Source organism: Amycolatopsis sp. WAC 04197, from assembly GCF_003947475.1.
Taxonomy (GTDB): Bacteria; Actinomycetota; Actinomycetes; order Mycobacteriales; family Pseudonocardiaceae; genus Amycolatopsis; species Amycolatopsis japonica.
Genome location: NZ_QHJK01000001.1, coordinates 1,191,301 through 1,212,959, shown reverse-complemented (window position 1 = coordinate 1,212,959; position 21,659 = coordinate 1,191,301). Strand labels below are relative to the sequence as shown.

The window sequence follows — 21,659 nt, the reverse complement described above, 5'->3', positions numbered from 1 at the left end:
CTCAGCCGGTGACCTCCTGCAAGGCCGCGCCGAGATCCTTCGCTTCTTCCGCGGAGAGTTCGACGACGAGGCGCCCACCACCTTCGAGTGGTACGCGCATCACGAGGCCCCGCCCCTCCTTAGTCACTTCGAGGGGACCATCTCCGGTCCGGGGCTTCATGGCCGCCATAGCGTGCTCCCTCCGTCTCAACCGGCGCGCCCGGGTCGCGCTCGTCAAAGCCAGCCGGGTCTACTGTCCATTGTCCCTCATCAGCGGCCGAGCGCGAACGCGGACCGATCTTTTGCCGCCGTATCGGTGCTGGTATGCGGCTCGCGAGGCTGAAAGACTCGTCTCGGACCGCAGTTTCGCCGACTAGGAGATCCCGTGACCACATCCGACGTTCTGCTGACTGCCGACGCCGATGGCGTGCGCACCTTCACGCTGAACCGGCCGCAGGCGTACAACTCGCTGACCGTCGAACTCAAGGAACTGCTGCTGGCGGGCCTCACCGAAGCCGCGGCCGACGACAGCGTCCGCGCGGTCGTGCTGACCGGTTCGGGCAAGGCCTTCTGCGCCGGGCAGGACCTGAAGGAGCACGTCGGGCTGCTGCAGGCGGGTGACCCCGCTCCGCTACACACCGTCAAGGAGCACTACAACCCGATCGTCAAGACGATCGTCGGGATGCCGAAGCCGGTCATCGCGGCGGTGAACGGCCCGGCGGCCGGCGCGGGCGCGGCCTTCGCGTACGCGAGCGACCTCAGGATCGCGGCGACGTCGGCGAACTTCCTGATGGCGTTCGCGAACGTCGGCCTCGGCCCGGACTCGGGCGCGTCGTGGACGTTGCAGCGGCTGATCGGCCTCGGTCGCGCGGCCGAGCTGATGCTGATGGCGCGCACGGTCGACTCCGCCGAGGCGCTGACGCTCGGGCTGGTCAGCGAGGTCGTTCCGGACGAGGAACTGGCCGCCCGCGCGCAGAAGGTCGCCGCGAAGCTCGCGGCCGGCCCGACGGTCGCGTACGCGAAGATCAAGAACGTCCTCGCGGTCGCCGCCGAGTCCACGCTCGAAGAAGCGCTGGACGCCGAGGACGCCGCGCAGTCCGCGCTCGGCGCGACCGCCGACCACACCGAGGCCGTCGAGGCCTTCGTGGGCAAGCGCAAGCCGAACTTCCAGGGCAAGTAGCCGCTCGCCGGACATGTCATGAAAGGGTCGTTCAGGACGAAAGATGTCCTGAACGACCCTTTCATGACATCCGGGACCTCCGCGCTCCGGCGGGCTAAGCGGCCCGGAAGCAGTCCTTCACGTGGTCGTCGACCATCCCCGTCGCCTGCATCAGCGCGTAACAGGTCGTCGGCCCGAGGAACACGAAGCCGCGCTTCTTGAGTTCCTTCGCCATCGCCTTCGACTCGTCGGTGATCGCCGGGACGTCCGCCATCCGCCGCGGCCGGGTGTGCGACGCAGGCGCGAACGACCACAGCAGGTCGTCCAGCGAGACATCCAGTTCCGCGATCGCCCGCGCATTGTTGATCGCCGCCAGGATTTTCGCCCGGTTCCGCACGATCGACGCGTCCGCCATGAGCCGGGCGACGTCGTCGTCGGTGAACAAAGCGACCTTCTCCGGCACGAACCCGGCGAACGCCTTCCGGAACGACTCCCGTTTCCGCAGGATCGTGATCCACGAAAGCCCGGATTGGAACGACTCCAGGCACAGCCGCTCGTACAGCTCTTCGTCGCCGTGGAGCGGGACGCCCCATTCGGTGTCGTGGTACTCGACGTAGTCCGGCGCCGAATTGCCCCACGAACACCGGTTGATCCCGTCCGCGCCCAGCAGACCCGCCTCAGCCAACCCGGTACCCCTCCGCGTACTTCACGAATCTCTGCAGGCTCAACCGCAGTCCCAGTTCGAAGCCCGGTTTCGCGACCGGCCAGCCGAGCCGTCCGACGACGCCGAACGGCGGCCGCAGATGCTCCGCCCAGACGAACGTCGAGGCATGCGGCCCCTTCTCGATCACCTGGAAGACCCCGGTGCCCTGCACGATCTTGCCGGTATGCCGCACGACGCAGCGCAGCGGCGGCTCCCAGCTGGTGATCTCCATGGTGTCGGTGAAGCCGATCCCCACGACACCGGTGAACGCCGACAGCTTCGATCCCACGCTGCGCCCGTTGCCCTCGACGACCTTGACCTCGGTGCCGAGCATCCATTCGCCCTGGCGTTCCCAGTCGGTCAGGGCGAGCCAAGCCGTCCCGGCCGGTACCGCGACGTCGACGGAGACGACGACGTCGGTCACCTGGCGCCCTCGCGCTCGGCCTCCAGCTCGGCCACCTTGGCCCGCAGGTCCTCGATCTCGACGCCGAGCCGCCGCATCACCCAGTCCACTTCGGACATCTTGTAGCCGCGCAGCACCGTCTGGAAGCGGACGGCGTGGACGTCCTCGGCGGTGATGTCCTCGGCGGGCAGCCTGGTCGGCGAGCCGCCGGGCGGCAGCGGGGCCAGCTCCTCACCCCTGCCGAACACCACGGCGGCCAGCAAAAACACCACGGCGGCCACCAGCAGCATGACTACGAGATAGATCAGGGCGGTCGTCACGCCACGATCGTGGCACACGAACGCCACGATCGTCGCGCCAGCAACGCGAGTCGCACGCTGAGCACCACCCAGAGCACCATGAGGATCCCGCACGGCACCGACAGGAACAGTCTCGACGCGTCGATGAACCCGGTGGCGATCACCAGCAGCGCCACCGAAAGCAGGTTCAGCCCGACGGCCTCGCCGATCAGCACGCCGGCGGTCCTGACCAGCCGCGCGCCGTCCATCCGCCGGGAAAGCCAGCGCATGCAGAGCAGCGCGAGCACGCCCAGCATGGGCACGATGAACACCGAGCCGTGGGTGAACTGGGCGACGTACTTGTACCAACCCGGGGTCGGCGTCGAAAGCTGCGACCAGTCACCGAAGGTCCATTTGCGGGCGAACTCCCAGGCGAGCTGCATCATCGGCACGCCGAGGATCAGTTTCCACAGGGTGCGGGTACCGCTGTGCATCCCCAGTTCGGCCTGATAGTCCCGCGCGATCAGATGCACCGGCCCGAAATCGGCGACCGCGCGCCGCTGCGCCTCGTGCTCGCTCCAACCGCCGTCGCGGTACGCGTCCGCGGCGTCGTTGAGTCCGTCCCGTGCCTCGCGCAGCAGATCCCGCTTCGCCGACGCCGGGCCGTCCAGCCGGGTGCGCAGTTCCCCGAGGTACGCCTCGATCACCGTCATGCCGTGGCTCTCCGACTCCGCGCGGCGACCGCGAGCCGCATGCTGAACAGGATCCAGGTTCCGGACATCACCGCACACGGCATGCTGACGAGCATGCGCGCGGGTTCCAGCAGGCCGGTCGCGCCGCCGTACGTCGCGACCGCGAGCAGGTTCAGTCCCACCGCGCCCGCCAGCGACCACGAGACCGCGCGGGCGACGGGCGGGCCGCCAGTCCGCCGCGAAAGCAACCGCGCCGCGAGCACCCCGGCGACCGCGATGGCCGGGGACAGCGCCGCGAGCGTGTCGGCCGCACCGATCGCGCGGTGATACCAGGACGGCGCGTCGCCGAACCGCGACCAGTCACCGAAGCCCCGCGCGAGATCCCAGCCGAAAATCAGCAGCGGGACACCGGCGATCAGCTCCCACAGCACGCGGATGTCGCGCCGAAGTCCCAATTCCGCCTGGTAGTCACGGGCGATCAGGTCGGCGGGCCCGAAATCGGCGACGGCACGGCGTTCGGCCTCCGCCTCGTCGGCACCACCCTCGCGATACGCCTCGGCCGCGTCGACCAGACCGTCCCTCGCTTCGGTGAGCAGATCGGCCTTCGCCGACCGCGGCCCGCGCAAACGGCCGTCCAGCTCGCCGAGGTAGGCCTCGATCGCGTTCATGCGGCGAGCGCGGGCCGGGGCCGGAAGGCCGGCTGGAGCAGCCAGAAGCTGAACGCGACCCAGCCGATCGCCAGCACGTTGCACACCAGGCTCACGTTCAGCCTGGACGGATCGAGGGCCGCCGTACCCACGGTGAGCAGCAGCAACGCCAGCAGGTTCGTGCTCGCCGCGGCGCCCACCGTCCACCGCGTCACCTTCCCCAGCCGCACGCTGTCGAGCCTGCGCCCCAGCCGCCGCGTCCCGAACAGCGCGACCACTCCGATCACGGGCGGAACGAGGACCAGGACGCCGAAGAGCTCGATGACGGACATGTACCACTCCGGATGCGCGTTCCCGCTCCGGCTCCAGTCGCCGTAGGTCCAGATCCGCGCCAGCTCCCAGCAGGCCTGGATCAGCGGGATGCCGACGATGACCTTCCACAACGTGCCGATGTCGCCGCGCAACGCCAGTTCGGCCTGATAGTCGCGGGCGATCACGGCGGCCGGGCCGAAATCGGCGACGGCACGGCGTTCGGCTTCCTCGCCGGAGGTACCGCCCTCGCGATACGCCTCGGCCGCGTCGATCAGACCGTCCCTGGCCTCGGTGAGCAGATCGGCCTTCGCCCTCGCCGACCCGTTCAACCGTCTGTCCAGATCACCGATGTAGGCCTCGATCGTGCTCATGCCGTGCTCCCCCCGAGGACACCACCGATCACGGTGGTGAACTCCTGCCACTCCGCCCGTTCCGCCGCCAAGGCCTTCTGCCCGGAGCGGGTGAGCTTGTACGTACGACGTTTGCGGCCGGACACGACGTCCCATTCGCTGGCGAGGAATCCGGCGCGCTCCAAGCGGCGAAGCGCCGGGTAGACGGTGCCCGTCGGCAGGTCGAGCGCACCGTCGCTGCGGAGCTGGAGCGCCTCGATGATCGCGTATCCGTGCAGCTTCCGGCCGTCGAGGACGGCGAGGAGCAGCGCGTCGAGGTGCCCGCGCAGGCTGTCGGCCTTCATAGATAGACAGTCTACACATCGCCGCCTGCCAGGGTAGCCGGGACTTTCCCGGACCGGCCTCAGGGAATGTCCCCGAGATCACCCCGATTTCATAGATTTAGTGGCTACATGTAGCCAGCCTACGTATACAGTGCTTCGACATGGACGCACTCCCGATCGCGAGACTCCAGTTCGCGACGACGACCTCGTTCCACTTCCTGTTCGTGCTGCTCACACTGGGGCTCGTGACACTCGTCGCGGTGATGCAGACACGCTCCGCGTTCGGCGGAAAGCCGGAAATCACGCGGATGACACGTTTCTGGGGCAAGCTTTACGTGATCAATTACGCGCTGGGAATCGTCACGGGAATCGTGATGGAATTCCAGTTCGGACTCACCTGGACCGGCCTGTCCGCGGTCGCGGGCGACGTCTTCGGCGCCCCGCTGGCCATCGAGACGCTGGTGGCGTTCTTCGCCGAATCGACCTTCCTGGGGCTCTGGATCTTCGGCTGGGGGCGGCTGAACAAATGGGTCCATCTGACGCTGATCTGGCTGGTCACGCTGACCGCGTACGCCTCGGCGCTGTTCATCATGGTGGCCAACTCGTTCCTGCAGAACCCGGTCGGCACGCACGCCGAAAACGGCGTGCTGAAGCTCGACGACTTCGGCGCGCTGTTCACCAACCCGGCACTGACCAGCTCGCTGCCGCACGTGCTGAGCGCGGCGCTCATGACCGGCGGCTTCTTCGTGGTCGGCGTCAGCGCGTACCACTTCATCAAGCGCACCAAGGAGATCGAGTTCTTCCAGCGCTCGATGCGGATCGGCGTGCTCGCCTCGCTGATCGGCAGCACACTGGTGATCGGCTTCGGTTTCGGCCAGTTCGGCCCGCTGGGCGAGTACCACCCCGACAAGCTCAAGTCGCCTGATCCGCTGGTCGGCGCCCCGCTGGGATTCATGATCCAGATCGGCTTCATCGCGTTCCTCGCCTCGATGCTCGGCACGCTGCTGCTGTTCCGGAACTGGATCACCAAGGTGCGGCCGCTGCTGTACGTGATGGTGCTGGCCATTCCCCTGCCGTTCATCGCCGCGATCTCCGGCTGGCTCGTCCGGGAGATCGGCCGCCAGCCGTGGCTGATCCGCGGGCAGCTGACCACCGCGGACGCCGTCGCGTCGATCCCGGCGGGACAGATCCTGTTCTCCTTCATCGCGTTCACCGTGCTGTTCGCGGCGCTCGCGATCGCCGACTGGGTCCTGATGTCGCGGGTCGCCAAACGCGGCCCCGACCCGAGCGGAGAGGCGGCCGCGCCTCGTCCCGAACTTCCCGTCCTGAGCGGAGTCTGACCGATGGTGATCCTCTGGTGGTGTGTGCTCGGTTTCCTGACGGCCGGCTATTTCGCGCTGGCAGGCTACGACTACGGCGTCGGGATGCTGCTCGGCAGGCTCAGCCGTGACGAGGCCGGACGACGGCGCGTACTCGGTGCTTTCGGCCCGTTCTTCCTGGCCAACGAGGTGTGGCTGGTGGCCGCGGTCGGCGTCCTGTTCGGCGCTTTCCCGCATCTGGAAGGGAAAGTGTTCTCCGGGGCGTACCTCCCGGTCGTCACCCTGCTGCTCGGGCTCGTCACGTTCACCGCGGCGGTGCAGTTGCGCAGCAGGCGGCCGGACGCGGGCCGCGGCGCCTGGACGCTGGCGATCACCGTCGGCGCCTGGGTGACGGCGGTGTCGTGGGGCGTGTTCCTCGGCAACCTGGTGCTCGGGCTCCCGCTCGACGCGGCCGGGAAGCCGACCGGCGACGTCCTCACCGTGTTCAGCCCGTACGCGCTGCTCTGGGGCGCCGGGTTCGTCGCACTGTTCGCCTTGCAGGGAGCGGCTTTCCTCGCCGTCCGGGCACCGGCCGAGTTCACCGCCCGCGCGAACCGGATCGCCAAGGCCCTGCTCGCGCCGTCGCTCGCGTTCCTGGTCGTGGCGGTCGTCTGGGGCGCCGTCGAGACCACCGCGTCGTGGTCGGTGCTGCCCGCGATCGTGCTGGCGTTCGGCGCGCTGGGCGTCGCGGCCGCGGCCTTGCGTGCGGGACGGCACAAGGCGGCGCTGGTCGCCACGATGACGCTGTCCGCGTCGCCGGTGCTGGCGGTCGGAACCCTGCGCCTGCCGGCCGCGCTGGTGTCCTCTGTGGACGGAGGCTTCTCGTTGAGCCTGACGGAAGCGGCCACCAGCACCGAGATGCTCGGCCTGCTCACCTTCGTCCTGCCGCCCGCGCTCGTGGCGATCGCCGCCGTGCAGTGGGTGACCTGGCGCAGGTACGACACCCGCGTCGACCAGCGTTCGCTGCTGCACTTCTAGGAGCCTGAAATGCCTCCCCTTCCCGGATTGCGGCGCCACTTCGGCGTACTGGCCGTCCTCGGAACGCTGACCGCCGCGGCGATCCTCGTCCAGGCCGACGGTCTCGCGACGCTGCTCACCGGCGGCGGCGTGACCTGGACGCTCGTGGCCGCCATCGCGGTGCGCGCGCTGCTCGCCGGCGTCCAGGGTTCCGTCGGCGGCCGGTTCGCGGCGAAGGTCAAATCCGGGCTGCGCAAACGGCTTCTCGGCGCGGAAGCGGAGAATCCGGGCGAGGTCGCGACCCTGGTGACCAAGGGGATCGACGCGAGCGACGCCTACCTGACCGGGTATCTGCCGACGGTGGTGCTCTCGGCGATCATCCCGGTCGCGGTGCTCGTCCGGCTGTTCGCCGCGGATCTGTCGTCGGCGCTGATCATCACCGCGACGCTGCCGCTGATCCCGGTGTTCGCGATCCTGGTCGGCCAGCACACGAAGGCGAAGACCGCCAAGCAGTGGTCGCTGCTTTCCAAGCTGGGCGGGCATTTCCTCGACGTCGTGCGCGGGCTCGGCACGCTCAAGGTGTTCGGCCGCGCGGAGGCGCAGGCGAAGACGGTGCGGGCGATGGCGGACGCGCACACCGACGCGACGATGCGCACGCTGCGGGTCGCGTTCCTGTCCGCGCTGGTACTGGAGCTGGTGGCGACGCTTTCGGTGGCGCTGGTGGCGGTACCGATCGGTTTCCGGCTGCTGGAAGGCGGCATGGTGGTGCACACCGCGGTGCTCGTGCTGCTGCTCGCGCCTGAGGCTTATCTGCCGCTGCGGGCCGCGGGGGCGAAGTTCCACGCCAGCGCGGAAGGGCTCGCCACGCTGCGGGAAGCGCTGGCCGTGCGTCCGGAAGTGGTCACCGGGGGCTCGCGGGTGGCCCGCCGCGGCGCGCCGCGGATCGTGCTGGAGAAGGTGAGCGTGGCGTACGGCGACGAGACCGTACTGTCCGAAGTGGACATGACGATCGAGGCGGGTGAGCACGTCGCGCTCGTCGGGCCCAGTGGTTCCGGGAAGAGCACACTGCTGGCCGTGCTGCTGGGCTTCGTCACGCCGACGTCCGGCCGGGTCCTCGTCGACGGCGTCGACCTGCGCGAACTGGACCCGGCCGCGTGGCTGGCCGGGACGGCATGGGTGCCGCAGCGGCCGACGCTGTTCACCGGGACCGTCGAGGAGAACATCGCCATGGGCCAGGTGCCGGACGTCCAGGCCGCGGCACGCGCGGCGGCGTTCGACGAGGTCGTGCGCGGCCTGCCCGACGGCTACCGGACCCGGATCGGCGAACTGGGCGCGCCGCTTTCGGCCGGTCAGCGGCAACGGCTCGGTCTGGCCAGGGCACTGGCCCGCACCGACGCGGGCCTGGCGCTGCTCGACGAGCCGACCGCACGGCTCGACGTGGGGACCGAAGCGGCCGTACTCGGCGCGACCCGTGAACTGCTCACCGGCCGGACCGCGGTACTCGTCGCCCACCGGCCCGCGATGACCGCGCTGGCCACCCGCGTCCTCGAAGTCCACGATGGCGCCGTACGAGAACGGGAACTGGTGTGAACGTCTGGGGAGTGTCCACAAAGGACGTCGTACGGCTGGCCCGTGCCGGGCTGATCGCGGCCGGTGCCGAGCTGGCGGGACTGGCGCTGATGGCGACCGCCGCGTGGCTGCTGCTCAAGGCGGCCGAGCAGCCGCCGCTGGCGTCGCTCACCGTGGCGATCGTCGCCGTGCGGACGCTGGCGTTGCTGCGCGGCGGGCTGCGTTACGCGGAACGGCTCGCCGGGCACGAGGTCGTCCTGCGCTATCTCGGTGCCTTGCGGACCCGCGTCTACACGTCGTTGCTGCCGCACCGGGTCTCGCGGCATTCGGGCGGCGACCTCGTCACGCGTCTGGTGTCCGATGTGGACGCCGTACAGGACGCGATCCTCCGCTGCCTGCTGCCCGCCGGGGTCGCCGCCTTCGTCGGCGCGGTGTCGACGACCGTCGCGCTGATAGTCAGCCCGGCCGCCGGGCTCGTGCTCGCGTCAGGGCTCGCCGTCGCCGGGATCGGCCTGCCGTGGCTGTGCGTGCGGATCACCCGCGCGGCGGCGGAAGCGAGCGCTCCGGCGCGCGCCGACCTCGCCGAACGGACGGTCGAGCTGATCACCGGGCGACGTGAACTGATCGCCTACGGCGTCCACGAGTCCACTGTGGACGCCGCGCACACCGCGGTCGATTCCCTCGCTTCGCGGGATCGGGCGACGGCGAACCGCACGAGCCTGCTGACCGCGGCCGGGATCCTCGTCCAGCTGCTGACCTGCGTCGCGATCGCGCTGACCGCCGGGGTTTCAGCGCCACTGACCGCGGCACTGGCCCTGGGCGCGCTGGCCGTGTTCGAGCTGGTCCTGCCGCTGACCGCGGCCGCCCAGCGCTGGGTCGAGGTCCGCGCGTCGGCCGAGCGGGTGCGCACGCTGCTGGCCGAACCGCCGCCCGCGCGCGGGACCGCGGTGCCCGAGCCGGGACATCTGCGGCTCGAAGGCGTCGGCGTTCATTTCGCGGGCAGGGCGGCGGCGCTGGACGGTGTCGACCTCGACCTGCCGCCAGGCAAGCGGATCGGGATCGTGGGGCCGAGCGGGGCGGGGAAGACGACGTTGCTGAACGTCCTGCTGGGAGCCGTTGCGCCGACGTCCGGGCGCGCCCTGCTGAACGGGAAGCCGCTGGAGGCCTACGACCCGGCGCTGCTGCCGTCGGTGATTTCGGGCGCGCTCGCGGACGCGCACGTCTTCCACACGACCGTCCGCGAGAACCTCCTGCTCGCGAAACCCGGCTCTTCCGACGCCGAACTGCTCGACGCGTGCGCGACGGCCGGATTCGATTTACCGCTGGATCGCGAAGTCGGCTCCGACGGCGACGCGCTGTCCGGTGGGCAACGCCAGCGGCTCATCCTGGCGAGAGCAGTGCTCTCGGCACCGCCGATCCTCGTCCTGGACGAGCCCGTCGAGGGTCTGGATCCGGCGCACGGCGACGCCGTCCTGGCCGACGTGCTCGCCGCCGCGCGCGGGACCGTCGTGCTCGTGACGCATCGTGAATCGCAGGTCGCCGGGTTCGACGAGGTGCTACGCCTCTAGGCCACGCACTTCGCGCATCGGCGGCCGGTCGCTGACCGACACCTCGGCGACCTCCGGCAGCCATTCGTCACCCACCTGCGCGAACTGGGTGAGCTGGGCCGGGTCGTCGGACTTGACGCCGCAGCGCGCGAGCGCCGTCCCGAGGATCTGGCGCGCCATCACACCCAGCTGAAGCAGCGAGCGGTTGCGATGCTTGCGTACGCCGAGGTTGACCTGAGCGAGCCCTTCGAGGCCGTAGCGCGCTTCGGCGTCGAGGATGAGCCCGATCTCGACGCCGTACCCGGCCGCGAAGGGCACCGACTCGAGGAACTCGCGTGTCGCGGCGTACTCGCCGCCAAGCGGCTGGATCAGCCCCGAGAGCGACGGGCGCAGCGCGGAGAGGACCGGTCGCGCCAGCAACTCGGTGACCCGGCCGCCGCCGCTGCTCTCCAGCCGCAGCGGCCGCCGGTAGAAGCCCTTGACCAGGTGGACGCCTTCCTCGCAGAGCAGGGGCCCGAGCAGGGTCGGCACGAACGCCGGATCCGGGTCGACGAGGTCGGAGTCGAGGAACACGACGACGTCACCGGTCGTCGCGGCCAGCGACCGCCACAGCACTTCGCCCTTGCCCGGCACCGGCGGCAGCCCGGGGAGCACGTCCTCGCGGTGCACCACGCGCGCGCCGGCGCGGGCGGCGAGCTCGGCGGTGGCGTCGGTGGAGCCCGAATCCATCACGATCAGCTCGTCGACGACCGTGCCCAGCAACGGGCGGACCGTGCCGACGACTTCGGCGACGGTGTCCTCTTCGTCGAGCGCCGGTAGCACGACCGAAACCGTCCGGTCACCCTTCGCAGCGACGATGTCGTCGAGCGTCCAATCGGGGTTCTGCCAGGTGCGCCGCTCGAACCAACTCATGAGTAGTGATCGTGCCATGCTGGAGTCCGACACCCTGTCGATGGAGGAACCTTGCTACCGCTGCTCGTCCGTTTCGTGCTCGGCCCGCTGGTCAGAGCGCTGTACCGCCCCGAGATCCGCGGCGTGGAGAACATCCCCGCCACCGGTCCGGTGCTGCTGGCACCCAACCATCGGGCGGCGCTGGACACCGGCGTGATCACTTTCACGGCGATGCGACAGGTCAAGTTCCTCGGCAAGGCGGAGTACTTCACCGGCCGCGGGCTCAAGGGCAAACTGATGGCCGGTTTCCTGGGCGGCCTCGGCTACGTCCCGGTCGAACGCGGCAACGCGCAGGCCGGTCTCGCCGCGCTCGAAGCGGCACGGAAGGTGCTCGACGCGGGCGGCGCCTTCGCGATCTACCCCGAAGGCACCCGCTCGCTGGACGGGCGGCTGCACCGCGGGCACACCGGTGTCGCGGCGCTGGCGCTGGCGACCGGGGCGAAGGTCGTGCCCGTCGCGCTGACCGGTACCGAAAACCTGCAGCCCGCCGGGAAGCGGATCCCGCGGCGGGCGAAGATCACCGTCACCTACGGTGCGCCGCTGGACTTCTCGCGGTACGAGGGGCAGGACTCGTCGCCGGCGATCCGGCGTTCGGTGACCGACGAGATCATGTACGCGATCCTGGAGCTTTCGGGGCAGGAGTACGTCGACTCTTATCACAAACGGCCTGATCAGAGCGCTGCCTGACGGTCGCGGTGGCGCGGGTGGTAGCAAAGGTCCCTTGCTCCCCCACTGCTCACGGCTCCGCCCTTGCCGCTGCAATGAAAGGCTCTTTCCTTGCAAATTTTGCAAGGAAAGAGCCTTTCATTGCACGCGCGAGTGAGACTAAAGGGACATTTGACGCATTACGGTGCCCTACCTGGGTGAAGTGCCGTGAAGGCCTCCTTGAGGGACCCAGAGTCCCTCAAGGAGGGCTTCACGGACTGGACACACACGCGCGGCGTGGGCAAAGGCGTGACTCGCGTGATCAGGGACGTAACTCGCGTGACTGGAGGCCGCACTCGCGTGTTCCGGCGTCGATCAAGCGCCAGCAGGCCGATCGGTACAGGTGGTCGTGACCCAAGCCCTACTTAGCCCATTTAGGACGAGGAGGCGGCACGTAGTCCACGAAGCCGTCCAGAAGCACCGAAGCGTCCGAGTCGATCGACAGCATGTCCCGGTACCCAGCCGACAGAAAGCCCTCCGACACCATGTGGTCGGCGAACTTCAGCAGCGGCGCGTAGTACCCGCCGACGTCGACCAGCCCGATCGGCTTCTCGTGCAGCCCGAGCTGGGCCCACGTCCACACCTCGAACAGCTCCTCCAGCGTCCCCGCCCCGCCGGGCAGCGCGAGGAAACCGTCGGACAGAGCCGCCATCTTCGCCTTGCGCTGGTGCATGTCGGCGACGACGTGCAGTTCGGTCAGGCCCGCGTGCGCGATCTCGACGCTGCCCAGCGCCTCGGGGATCACGCCGATCACCTCACCGCCCGCGGCGAGCGCGGCGTCCGCGACGACGCCCATGGTGCCGACCGAGGCCCCGCCGTAGACCAGCCCGATCCCCCGCGAGGCCAGCAGCGTGCCCAGTGCTCGGGCCTCGTCGGCGTACCTCGGGTCGAAGCCCATCGACGAGCCGCAGAAGACACAGATCCGGCGCGGCGCCGCCATCAGTGGGTGTCCTCCCACGCCTGGTACGACTCCTGCACGACACGCACGGCGTCGTCGATGTCGTCGGTGACGTGCAGCAGGTCGAGGTCCTTCTCGCCGATCTTGCCCTCGGCGAGCAGCGTCTTGGCGATCCAGTCGTACAGCCCGCCCCAGTAGTCGCTGCCGAACAGCACGACCGGGAACTTGGTGACCTTCTTCGTCTGCACCAGGGTCAGCGCCTCGAACAGCTCGTCGAGCGTGCCGAAGCCGCCGGGCAGGCAGATGAACGCCTGCGAGTACTTGATGAACATGGTCTTGCGGGCGAAGAAGTACCGGAAGTTGACGCCGAGGTCGACCCACGGGTTCAGGCCCTGCTCGAACGGCAGCTCGATGCCGAGGCCGACGGAGAACCCGCCCGCCTCGTTGGCGCCGCGGTTCACCGCTTCCATCGCGCCGGGGCCGCCGCCGGTCATCACCGCGAAGCCCGCGTTCGCGAGCGCGGCGCCGATCTTGCGGCCGAGTTCGTACTCCGGGTGCTCCCGTTTGGTCCGCGCGGAACCGAACACCGTCACCGCGCGCGGCACCTCGGCCAGCGCGCCGAAGCCCTCGACGAACTCGGCCTGGATCCGCAGCACCCGCCACGGGTCGGTGTGCACCCAATCGCTCGGCCCCCGCGAGTCCAGCAGGCGCTGGTCGGTGGTGCTGCCCTGGTCACGGCGATCCCGCCGCAGCACGACCGGGCCCTTGTGGCGCTCGATCGGACGTTCCGGGTACTGGCCGTCGGGGAACTCGCTTGTCTCACTCACCCCGCCAAGACTACGACGTCGTCACCGTCCGGAGCGGCGGCATCGCCGCGAACAGGAGTTGTCGGGTACGCGAACGCGGGGCCCGCCGGTGAGCGGGCCCCGCGATCACGCCTCAGGAACGTCCGGTCAGCGCGAACGCGAGCATGGCCGTCGAGGTGAAGTCGATGGCGGGCTCGTTGCTCGGCCACGAGGCGAGGTCGTCGGCGTAGCGGGCCTCGGGGGTGTCGAAGGCGTCGAAGGGCTTCTTGCAGTCCTTCGAACCGGGCGGGAGCTCCATGTGCTCGAAGTTCTCCGCTCCGTTGGGGCCGTTCACGACGGCGCCGTAGAGCACCTTCTCCTCACCGGCGAGGTTCGCCGCCTGGTGGTGCGGGCACTTCGGCGACGTCGTGCCGACGCCGACGACCAGCGAGATGCCCCAGGCGTTCGCACCGAGGGTGAAGTTCCGCTGCTGCGAGCCGAACGCGGAGTACCGGCGGTCACCGGTCAGGTCCGCGTACAGCCGCTCGGTCGCGGCGAACCCGAAGCTCTTGCTGGCCGCGTCGAATTCCTTCACCGAGACGGCGGTCCGGAAAGGACTCTGAGCCGCACTCGCGACACCTTCGTCGAGCTGACGGCGGAGGTCGCCGACCAGCTCCTTCGGCCCCAGCGCCGCGCCCGGGACACCGTGCCGCAAGAGCTTCGCCAGCTCGGTGTGCGCCAGCGCGCTGGTGTCGTACAGGTTGAGCGTGCTCTTCTCTTCGACGTCGATGTAGGCCTTCGCCCAGTGCGCCGCCTGCCGGGTCCATTCGGCCGACCGCGGGTCACGCAGGGCCTTGGCCGCCAGGGCGAGCTGCGTCGCGCCGAGTTCCATGTCGTCCCGCCAGGACGATTCCGGGTAGTACGCGTGCGGGAACGCGGTGACCAGCTCGCCGACGTTCTCGGTCTTGGCCTGCGCGAACACCGAGGCGGCCTCGGCGAAGTACTTCCTTGCCAGCGAAGGGTTCCGCTTGGCCTCGACCTGCGCGCCGAGGGCGAACGCGGCGGCCACGCGGCCGGCGAGGTTCGGGCTGAGCGCGGAACCACCGGGGTTCGCCGGGAAGACCGGCCGGTGCTTCACGAAGTACTTGGGGTCACCCGGCTTCACGTCGAGCGGGTCGTCGTCGTGCGGATTCCGCCAGACGTCGTGGTCGCCGAGGAAGCCGAACTTGTCACTGCCCGTCCCGATGCCGACCTGGGCGTAGAGCGTCTTGCTCTTCTCGTCCCACATCTTGTCGAGCCAGTCGAGACCGAGCTTGACCTCCTTGGCCAGCACCGGGTCATAGCCCTCGCGGAGCACGTATCCCAGCTCCGCCAGCGAGTACGCGGTGTTCGAGGTGAACTTGACGAAGTCGCCCGCGTCGACCCAGCCGCCCTCGACGTCGATCGGCCCGCCCGCCGGCTTCAGCGGTTCGGTGATCTCGTCACCGAATTCACCGCCGAACGCGGGCCATTCGTAGACCGTGGCCTGCTTGTCGGCCAGATGCGAGGGTTTGCGGTCGAGCCTGCCGGGGATGATGTCGTCACCGTCGCGCTGCGCCTGGAAGAACTCGTTGGTGGCGCGGACGAGCGGGGTGAAGAGCCGGTCCTTGGTGTCCACCCGGAACGTCGGCGACGTCGCCTTGGTCTCGCCGGTGACCTCGATCCGGTACTTGCCCGGCAGCCAGACCTTCGACAGGTCCAGCTGGTACACCGCCGGGTATTTCGCGTTCCAGGCGCCGAGCGACTGTCCGGTCCGTCCACGATGGACGGTCCGGCCGCGTTCGTCGATCACCGAGAACGAACCCGGCGCGCTGGAGAGGAGATAGGCGTGCTTGGTCTCGGTGATGCCGTAGCCGACCTGGTCGACCCGGACTTCACCCTGCACCGCCGCCGCGGCCGAAACCGCCGGAACCGTCAAACCCCCGAGGACCAGTGCCGAAACCGCGGCCACCGTCCGGGACCAGGAACTCACCATCATCGGCGCCCCGCTCGAATTAGTTAAGAAAGTTTCCTTTTTATGGCGCAAGACGCTAGCGTCCGGAACGCCACCAGTCAATATGTCCGTTTCGACGGTCGAAAGTCACCGGATCCCGGCGTTGTTGGCTGGTATCCGTCCTGCTCAACCCGGATCCCCGCCGGGAAATCGTCTACCGTGGTCGAGGTGCCGTCCAGCGGGGCAGAACCACTCGGCGCGCGGATCCGGCGGTTGCGCCGGGCACGCGGGCTGACCCAGCGCGAGCTGGCCGAGCCCCGCTACGACCGCGGCTTCCTCGCCAAGGTCGAGTCGGGCGGCCGCCTGCCCTCGGACGACGTGCTCTCCCACCTCGCCCGACGGCTCGGCCTCACGCCGGACGAACTCCGCTTCGATCGGCCGCCGGGCGCGGCCGACGAACTCACCGACGCCCTCGAAACCGCGTATCGCGAGTTGCAGAAGGGCGGGCTCGAAGCGGCGGAGCGCGAATTCTCCCGTGTGGAGCGACGTGCGGCCGAGTACCGGCTGCCGGACGTCCAGTGCCACGCCCGCTTCTATCTCGGCGAAGTCCAGTGGCAGCGTTACGATATCCCGTTGGCGGACAAGGGTTTCGCGCACGCCATGGAGCTCGCCGACGCCGCTTCGCCCCGGTTGCGCGCGATGATCGTCAACCGGCTGGCCGCCTGCCGCGCGCTGTCGGGCGATCTGGGCGCGTCGGTCGCGCTCGTCGAAACGGCGCTCGCCGAACTCCGCGCCACCGGCACGAGCGATCCGGACGCCGAACTGGCGCTGCTGACCGCGTTGATCCATCCGCTCATCGAAATGGGCGCGCTGCGCCGGGCGCGACGGGCCGCCGAAGAAGGCCGACGCGTCCTTCCTGCCGCCCACCGCAAGGACATCTCCGCGCGCTACCACCGGCAGGCGGCGCAGCTGTGGCAGGAGATCGGTCTGGTCGACCGCGCGGAGAAGGACCTTTCGCGGGCACTGCGGCTGTTCACGTCGATCGGCTACGACCGTGACGCCGCCCGGAGCCGCTGGGCCCGCGGCTTCCTCTGGCGACGGCTGGGAAAACTCGAGGAGGCGCACGCCGAACTCCGGCTCGCTCGCGATCTGCTCGCCAAGGCCGGGTCGCGGGAGGGCGTACTCGGCGCGACGATCGAGCTCGCCGACGTCCGCCGCCGCCAAGGGGAACTCGACGAGGCGGCCGAACTCGCCGAAGGGATCCGGCCGCTTCTGGATCGATCCCCCGATATCGAGGCGAAGGCCGAGGTTCTCCGGTTACTGGGACTCATCGCCCGCGCCCGAGGTGATCTGCCCGCGGCGACCGCGTTGCTCGAAGAAGCCGCCACCGCACAGGAAAAGTCCGAACTGCGCGGCGCGCTCGTCGCCACCTCACTGCATTTGGGCGACACGTTGCGAGCCCGCGGATTAATCGAAAAAGCGGCGGAGGCCTATCGGCGCGGTGTACGCGCGGCCGCTATGTCCGATTCCGGGCCGGCGGACTGAAAACCATACGAAAGTCGCCATATATCGCACATGGCGGGAAAAACTCTTACTACACAGGGATTTTATTCCTCGCATGTGGATCTTCGTCCGCTCCGCTAGGCCATCCGGCCCATTGACGGCCTTGTGAGCGGCTCCTTTACTCGGACGTGTCCATCGGGATAACTCCAGTTATCCGAATGGGCACGCTCTCCGTCCCCCGCCGTGCACCCGCCCCGGTCGAATTCCCCGCCGCGCCACTGGCCGTCCGGGTACACGGTCCTGCCCATGGAAGGTTCACATGACCGTTCAGCGAGGGCTCAGAACAGGGTTGGCGGCCGTCGCCGGCCTTGCCCTGAGCATGACGTTCCCGGTGACCCCGGCGAACGCGACCACCGCCACCATCCAGCCCGCGAGCCCCGACGCCGTGGCCGCGAGCGCGGCCGACCAGGCCGCCGCGGCCGGAGTGGATCACCTGCGAAGGGGAGCCAACGAGGACTTCCGTCGCGTCGGGCTGACCCAGGGCGGCGGAGGACTCTTCTACGCCGCTTACGAACGAACCTACCGTGGCCTGCCGGTCGTCGGCGGGGACGCGGTGGTGGTCGCCGACGGCGCCGGGCGCGTCCGCGGCACCAGCGCCGCGGAGACCGCGACGATCTCGGTCGACACCAAGGCCAAGATCTCCGCGGCGAAGGCGACCGAGGTCGCCCGCGGCCAGCTGTCCAAAGTAGACAGCGTGGTCGCGCCGAAGCTCGTCGTGCTGGCGGGGAACTCCCCCAAGCTCGCCTACGAGGTCGTCGTCGCGGGCACCAAGGCGACGGCACCGAGCAACCTGCACGTGTTCGTGGACGGCGCCACCGGCGCGGTGCTCGAAACCCGTGACGACGTCAAGATGTCGAACTTCCCGACCGCGGCGAAGAAGTCCACGTCGAACGAGCTCGGCACGCTCGGCGCCGGGAACAGCTACTACGTCGGCAACGTCACCATCGACACGACGAACTCCGGCGGCACGTACACGATGCGCGACCCGCAGCGCAGCAACATCAGCTGTGCCCGCCAGAACGGCTCGCCCTACAGCGGACCGGACGACAACTGGGGCAACGGCTCCGGCACCGACCTGGAAACCGCTTGTGTCGACACGCTTTTCGGCGTCCAGACCGAGTGGAAGATGCTGGGCGAATGGCTCGGCCGCAACGGTATCAACGGCAGCGGCGGCGGCTTCCCCGCCTACGTCGGCCTCAACCAGGTCAACGCCTACTGGAACGGCTCGTCGACCACCTTCGGCCACTCGCAGGACAACCAGCGCCAGGCCACCCCGATGGACGTCGTCGCGCACGAGTACGGCCACGCCATCTTCCAGACCACGCCGGGCGGCGCGGGCAGCGGCAACGAGAACGGCGGCCTCAACGAGTCCACCGGTGACATCTTCGGCGCCATCACCGAGCACTACGCCAACAACGCCAAGGACGTCCCGGACTACGACGTCGGCGAGGGCGTGAACCTGGTCGGCCAGGGCCCGATCCGCTACATGAACAAGCCGAGCAGGATCTCCGGCAACCCCGACTGCTACACGTCGTCCATCCCGAACACCGAGGTGCACGCCGCCGCGGGCCCGCAGAACCACTGGTTCTACCTGCTCGCCGAGGGCACCGCGCCGGTCGGCAAGCCGGCCAGCCCGACCTGCAACAACACCTCGATCACCGGTCTCGGCATCCAGAAGGCCGCGAAGATCTTCTACAACGGCCTGCTGAAGAAGACCTCCAGCTGGAACCACAAGGCCGCCCGCAAGGCGACCCTGGAAGCGGCGCTCGCGCTGTACCCGGGTTCCTGCACCGAGTTCAACACCACCAAGGCGGCGTGGGACGCCATCAGCGTCACCGCGGCGACCGGCGAGCCGACCTCGTGCACGCCGTCCGGCCCCGACTTCTCGGTCGGCGTCACCCCGGCGTCCGGCTCGGTCAAGCCGGGCGAATCGGCGACCGTCACGGTGAACACCGCGACCGTCAACGGTGCGGCGCAGTCGGTGAAGCTCACCGCTTCGGGCCTCCCGGCCGGGGCGACCGCGACGTTCAACCCGGACACCGTGCAGTCCGGTGCCTCCTCGACGCTCACCATCGCGACGTCGGCGAGCACCCCCAACGGCACCAGCACCATCACGGTGACCGGCACCGCGGCGAGCGGCACGCACACCGCTCAGTACAAGCTGACCGTCGGCACCGGCGGCGACTTGCGGACGTACACCAACGACACCGACTACGCGCTGAACGACTACGCGACGATCAACAGCCCGATCACCTCCACCGCCACCGGTAACGCGGTGTCCCCGGTGAAGGTGACGGTCACCGGTACGCACACCTGCTCCGAGGACCTCCGCATCAGCCTGCGGGCGCCCGACGGCAGCACGTACTCGGTCAAGCCCACCGGTTCCCTGCCCTGCACCGACCTGGGCACGCGGAACTACTCGGTGAACGTGACCAACGAGGTCGCGGCGGGCACCTGGACCCTCGTGGTCTACGACGCCTACGCGCAGGACACCGGCACGCTCGACAGCTGGTCGATCACCGTCTAGCTCCCGACTCCACAAGTCCGTGAAGGCCTCCTTGAGGGACCCAGGGTCCCTCAAGGAGGCCTTCACGGACCATTACCCAGAAAGGAACACCCCGGCATGAAGTGGGGAAAGCGAATAGGAGCGGCCGTCGTCGGCATGGCCGCCGTACTCGGTGTCGTCACCGCGCCCGCGCAGGCGACCACCACCGCCGCACCGGACATCTCGCTCGCCAACGTCAAGGCACACCTGAGCGCACTGCAGACGATCGCCAACCAGAACGGCGGCAACCGCGCCTCCGGGCGGCCGGGTTATCCGGCATCGGTGTCCTATGTGGCACAGAAACTGCGCGACGCCGGCTACAACGTCACGCTGCAGACCTGTTCGAGCTGCGCGGGTTCGAGCCAGAACGTCATCGCGGAATGGCCGCAGGGCGACGCGAGCCAGGTCATCATGCTCGGCGCGCACCTCGACAGCGTCAGCGCCGGTCCCGGTATCAACGACAACGGCTCGGGTTCGGCCTCGATCCTCGAAGTCGCCCTGACGCTGGCCCGCGAGAACCCGGCGATGGCCAAGCGCGTCCGCTTCGGCTGGTGGGCCGACGAGGAGTCCGGCCTGCGCGGCTCCAAGTTCTACGTCAACAGCCTGCCGCAGACCGAACGCACGAAGATCAAGACCTACCTGAACTTCGACATGATCGGCTCCGACAACTGGGGCTACTTCGTCTATGACGACGTCGCTTCGGTCAAGGCGGTGTTCGACGAATACTTCCGGACGATCGGCATCCAGACCGAGGGCGACACCGAAGGCGACGGCCGTTCGGACCACGCGTCGTTCAAGAGCGCGGGTATCCCGGTCGGCGGCCTCGCGACCGGCGCCGGCTATACGAAGAGCTCCGCGCAGCAACAGAAATGGGGCGGCACCGCCGGACAGGCGTTCGACAGCTGCTACCACCGCGCGTGCGACACGCTGTCCAACATCCCGGACACCCCGCTGGAGAAGAACAGCGACGCGATCGGTTACGCGCTCTGGAAGCTCGCCGTCGGCACGTCGACGGGACCCGACTTCTCGCTCGGCCTGTCGCCGTCCTCCGGCACCGTCCAAGCCGGACAGTCGACGACCGTCACGGTCAACACCACGACGACTTCCGGTGCGGCACAAGCGGTTTCGCTGAGCGCCAGCGGCCTCCCCGCCGGAGCCACCGCGACGTTCAACCCCGCTTCGGTGCAGTCGGGCGGTTCTTCGACGCTCACCATCGCGACGTCGGCGAGCACCCCCAACGGCACCAGCACGATCACCGTGACCGGTGACGGGACCTCGGTGGACCGCACGGCGCAGTACACGCTCACCGTCGGCGACGTCAGCGTGCGCACGTTCACCAACGGCACCGACTACGCGCTCAATGACTACGCGACGGTCAACAGCCCGATCACGTCCACCGCGACGGGTACGGCGACGTCGCCGGTGAAGGTGTCGATCACCGGTACGCACACCTGCTCCGAGGATCTGCGGATCAGCCTCAAGGCGCCTGACGGCAGCACGTACTCGGTCAAGCCCACCGGATCCCTTCCGTGTACCGACCTCGGCACGCGGAACTACTCGGTCCCGGTGACCAACGAAGCCGCTTCCGGCACTTGGACGCTCGTGATCTACGACGCCTACGCGCAGGACACCGGCACGCTCGACAGCTGGACCATCACCGTCTGAGCTGTGTCTCTCAAGGCGCGCTGTCGGGTTTCCGTAGCCGGGCCGCGGCATCGGTTGATCACTCACTCAGCCGTGTCAGCGGCCCGACTCCGTAAACCCGAGGCCTCCGGCCGAAAGAACGCGCGCGCGTGTCCTCGCCTGACCAGCCTCACCGTGCGAGACACTTCCTGACCATCCGAATGGCGAGGGCCATCTCACGAGGACACCCGGCCTCGTGAGATGGCCCTCGTGCGTGAGAGGGATTTTCGGACAACTCTTCGATATCTGGTCTAGACCACCCGATCGTCGGTAGCGGGGG

General features: G+C 69.1%; 21 protein-coding genes. 9 read left to right on the top strand and 12 right to left on the bottom strand.

From position 1 onward, the window contains the following. Position 1 precedes the first annotated feature (1 nt). The gene (locus DMC64_RS06135; protein WP_005155393.1) at positions 2–169 is read right to left on the bottom strand and encodes a DUF3117 domain-containing protein; all 168 of its coding nucleotides are present in this window, start codon (positions 167–169) and stop codon (positions 2–4) included. A gap of 195 nt (positions 170–364) precedes the next feature. Here DMC64_RS06135 and DMC64_RS06130 point away from each other — a divergent pair, with 195 nt between their 5' ends. Continuing rightward, the gene (locus tag DMC64_RS06130) at positions 365–1,159 is read left to right on the top strand and encodes an enoyl-CoA hydratase/isomerase family protein (protein ID WP_037332165.1); all 795 of its coding nucleotides are present in this window, start codon (positions 365–367) and stop codon (positions 1,157–1,159) included. A gap of 94 nt (positions 1,160–1,253) precedes the next feature. On the opposite strand, the gene DMC64_RS06125 is transcribed toward DMC64_RS06130, so the two are convergent. The 7 genes from DMC64_RS06125 to DMC64_RS06095 are packed head-to-tail and all read right to left on the bottom strand — an operon-like array spanning position 1,254 to position 4,867. Then, positions 1,254–1,823, bottom strand: a complete 570-nt coding sequence (locus DMC64_RS06125; RefSeq protein WP_125732540.1) for a DNA-3-methyladenine glycosylase I — start codon at positions 1,821–1,823, stop codon at positions 1,254–1,256. Further along, positions 1,816–2,265 (bottom strand): SRPBCC family protein, encoded by a 450-nt coding sequence (locus DMC64_RS06120; RefSeq protein WP_037332167.1) that lies wholly within the window; start codon positions 2,263–2,265, stop codon positions 1,816–1,818. The genes DMC64_RS06125 and DMC64_RS06120 overlap by 8 nt, the downstream gene beginning before the upstream one ends. Further along, positions 2,262–2,564, bottom strand: coding sequence for a DivIVA domain-containing protein (locus tag DMC64_RS06115; RefSeq protein WP_072028781.1), 303 nt, complete (start codon positions 2,562–2,564; stop codon positions 2,262–2,264). The genes DMC64_RS06120 and DMC64_RS06115 overlap by 4 nt, the downstream gene beginning before the upstream one ends. Beyond that, positions 2,561–3,235 (bottom strand): permease prefix domain 1-containing protein, encoded by a 675-nt coding sequence (locus tag DMC64_RS06110; protein ID WP_081975670.1) that lies wholly within the window; start codon positions 3,233–3,235, stop codon positions 2,561–2,563. Before DMC64_RS06110 ends, DMC64_RS06115 begins: the two co-directional genes overlap by 4 nt. Then, the gene (locus DMC64_RS06105) at positions 3,232–3,882 is read right to left on the bottom strand and encodes a permease prefix domain 1-containing protein (RefSeq protein ID WP_125732538.1); all 651 of its coding nucleotides are present in this window, start codon (positions 3,880–3,882) and stop codon (positions 3,232–3,234) included. The genes DMC64_RS06110 and DMC64_RS06105 overlap by 4 nt, the downstream gene beginning before the upstream one ends. Continuing rightward, complete coding sequence (locus tag DMC64_RS06100) at positions 3,879–4,544, bottom strand: permease prefix domain 1-containing protein (protein WP_125732536.1); 666 nt, start codon at positions 4,542–4,544, stop codon at positions 3,879–3,881. Before DMC64_RS06100 ends, DMC64_RS06105 begins: the two co-directional genes overlap by 4 nt. Continuing rightward, on the bottom strand, positions 4,541–4,867 hold the full coding sequence (locus tag DMC64_RS06095) for a helix-turn-helix transcriptional regulator (RefSeq protein ID WP_005155407.1): 327 nt from the start codon (positions 4,865–4,867) through the stop codon (positions 4,541–4,543). The genes DMC64_RS06100 and DMC64_RS06095 overlap by 4 nt, the downstream gene beginning before the upstream one ends. Positions 4,868–5,007: 140 nt before the next feature. Between DMC64_RS06095 and DMC64_RS06090 the strand changes: the two genes are divergently transcribed. From DMC64_RS06090 to cydC, 4 genes are read left to right on the top strand one after another with little or no spacing between them, the layout of a single operon-like run. After that, complete coding sequence (locus DMC64_RS06090; RefSeq protein ID WP_125732534.1) at positions 5,008–6,186, top strand: cytochrome ubiquinol oxidase subunit I; 1,179 nt, start codon at positions 5,008–5,010, stop codon at positions 6,184–6,186. Positions 6,187–6,189: 3 nt separating this feature from the next. Continuing rightward, positions 6,190–7,182 (top strand): cytochrome d ubiquinol oxidase subunit II, encoded by a 993-nt coding sequence (locus tag DMC64_RS06085; RefSeq protein ID WP_125732532.1) that lies wholly within the window; start codon positions 6,190–6,192, stop codon positions 7,180–7,182. A 9-nt stretch (positions 7,183–7,191) separates the two neighbouring features. Continuing rightward, complete coding sequence (cydD, locus tag DMC64_RS06080; protein ID WP_125732530.1) at positions 7,192–8,751, top strand: thiol reductant ABC exporter subunit CydD; 1,560 nt, start codon at positions 7,192–7,194, stop codon at positions 8,749–8,751. Beyond that, positions 8,748–10,298 carry a thiol reductant ABC exporter subunit CydC gene (gene cydC, locus DMC64_RS06075; protein WP_125732527.1) on the top strand — a complete coding sequence of 517 codons (1,551 nt, stop codon included), beginning with the start codon at positions 8,748–8,750 and terminating at the stop codon, positions 10,296–10,298. Before cydD ends, cydC begins: the two co-directional genes overlap by 4 nt. Here the strand turns inward: cydC and DMC64_RS06070 are convergent. Then, entirely contained in the window at positions 10,287–11,189 is a 903-nt protein-coding gene (locus DMC64_RS06070; RefSeq protein WP_125732525.1) for a glucosyl-3-phosphoglycerate synthase, read from the bottom strand. The two genes, cydC and DMC64_RS06070, sit on opposite strands and share 12 nt — an antisense overlap. Positions 11,190–11,240: 51 nt before the next feature. Between DMC64_RS06070 and DMC64_RS06065 the strand changes: the two genes are divergently transcribed. After that, positions 11,241–11,915, top strand: coding sequence for a 1-acyl-sn-glycerol-3-phosphate acyltransferase (locus tag DMC64_RS06065; RefSeq protein WP_037332183.1), 675 nt, complete (start codon positions 11,241–11,243; stop codon positions 11,913–11,915). 379 nt (positions 11,916–12,294) lie between these two features. Here DMC64_RS06065 and DMC64_RS06060 read toward each other — a convergent pair whose 3' ends face one another. From DMC64_RS06060 to DMC64_RS06050, 3 genes are all read right to left on the bottom strand, one after another. Further along, entirely contained in the window at positions 12,295–12,873 is a 579-nt protein-coding gene (locus tag DMC64_RS06060; RefSeq protein WP_037332184.1) for a TIGR00730 family Rossman fold protein, read from the bottom strand. Beyond that, positions 12,873–13,658, bottom strand: a complete 786-nt coding sequence (locus DMC64_RS06055; protein WP_016331429.1) for a TIGR00730 family Rossman fold protein — start codon at positions 13,656–13,658, stop codon at positions 12,873–12,875. The genes DMC64_RS06060 and DMC64_RS06055 overlap by 1 nt, the downstream gene beginning before the upstream one ends. Before the next feature lie 112 nt (positions 13,659–13,770). Continuing rightward, positions 13,771–15,633, bottom strand: a complete 1,863-nt coding sequence (locus DMC64_RS06050; protein WP_125732523.1) for a glycoside hydrolase family 9 protein — start codon at positions 15,631–15,633, stop codon at positions 13,771–13,773. Between the two features lie 183 nt (positions 15,634–15,816). Between DMC64_RS06050 and DMC64_RS06045 the strand changes: the two genes are divergently transcribed. The 3 genes from DMC64_RS06045 to DMC64_RS06030 all read left to right on the top strand — a co-directional run bounded on the left by DMC64_RS06045 (position 15,817) and on the right by DMC64_RS06030 (position 21,361). Then, entirely contained in the window at positions 15,817–17,133 is a 1,317-nt protein-coding gene (locus DMC64_RS06045) for a helix-turn-helix domain-containing protein (RefSeq protein ID WP_233629575.1), read from the top strand. Between the two features lie 277 nt (positions 17,134–17,410). After that, positions 17,411–19,678 carry a M4 family metallopeptidase gene (locus DMC64_RS06040; RefSeq protein ID WP_125732519.1) on the top strand — a complete coding sequence of 756 codons (2,268 nt, stop codon included), beginning with the start codon at positions 17,411–17,413 and terminating at the stop codon, positions 19,676–19,678. A gap of 96 nt (positions 19,679–19,774) precedes the next feature. Further along, complete coding sequence (locus tag DMC64_RS06030; RefSeq protein WP_125732517.1) at positions 19,775–21,361, top strand: M28 family peptidase; 1,587 nt, start codon at positions 19,775–19,777, stop codon at positions 21,359–21,361. Positions 21,362–21,659 lie beyond the last annotated feature (298 nt).

Bases quoted from the DNA above. Each gene is read 5' to 3' on its own strand.
- DMC64_RS06135 (WP_005155393.1), bottom strand. From the start codon at position 169: ATGGCGGCCATGAAGCCCCGGACCGGAGATGGTCCCCTCGAAGTGACT.
- DMC64_RS06110 (WP_081975670.1), bottom strand. From the start codon at position 3,235: ATGACGGTGATCGAGGCGTACCTCGGGGAACTGCGCACCCGGCTGGAC.
- DMC64_RS06105 (WP_125732538.1), bottom strand. From the start codon at position 3,882: ATGAACGCGATCGAGGCCTACCTCGGCGAGCTGGACGGCCGTTTGCGC.
- DMC64_RS06100 (WP_125732536.1), bottom strand. From the start codon at position 4,544: ATGAGCACGATCGAGGCCTACATCGGTGATCTGGACAGACGGTTGAAC.
- DMC64_RS06095 (WP_005155407.1), bottom strand. From the start codon at position 4,867: ATGAAGGCCGACAGCCTGCGCGGGCACCTCGACGCGCTGCTCCTCGCC.
- DMC64_RS06090 (WP_125732534.1), top strand. From the start codon at position 5,008: ATGGACGCACTCCCGATCGCGAGACTCCAGTTCGCGACGACGACCTCG.
- DMC64_RS06085 (WP_125732532.1), top strand. From the start codon at position 6,190: ATGGTGATCCTCTGGTGGTGTGTGCTCGGTTTCCTGACGGCCGGCTAT.
- cydD (WP_125732530.1), top strand. From the start codon at position 7,192: ATGCCTCCCCTTCCCGGATTGCGGCGCCACTTCGGCGTACTGGCCGTC.
- DMC64_RS06070 (WP_125732525.1), bottom strand. From the start codon at position 11,189: ATGAGTTGGTTCGAGCGGCGCACCTGGCAGAACCCCGATTGGACGCTC.
- DMC64_RS06060 (WP_037332184.1), bottom strand. From the start codon at position 12,873: ATGGCGGCGCCGCGCCGGATCTGTGTCTTCTGCGGCTCGTCGATGGGC.
- DMC64_RS06050 (WP_125732523.1), bottom strand. From the start codon at position 15,633: ATGATGGTGAGTTCCTGGTCCCGGACGGTGGCCGCGGTTTCGGCACTG.
- DMC64_RS06040 (WP_125732519.1), top strand. From the start codon at position 17,411: ATGACCGTTCAGCGAGGGCTCAGAACAGGGTTGGCGGCCGTCGCCGGC.
- DMC64_RS06030 (WP_125732517.1), top strand. From the start codon at position 19,775: ATGAAGTGGGGAAAGCGAATAGGAGCGGCCGTCGTCGGCATGGCCGCC.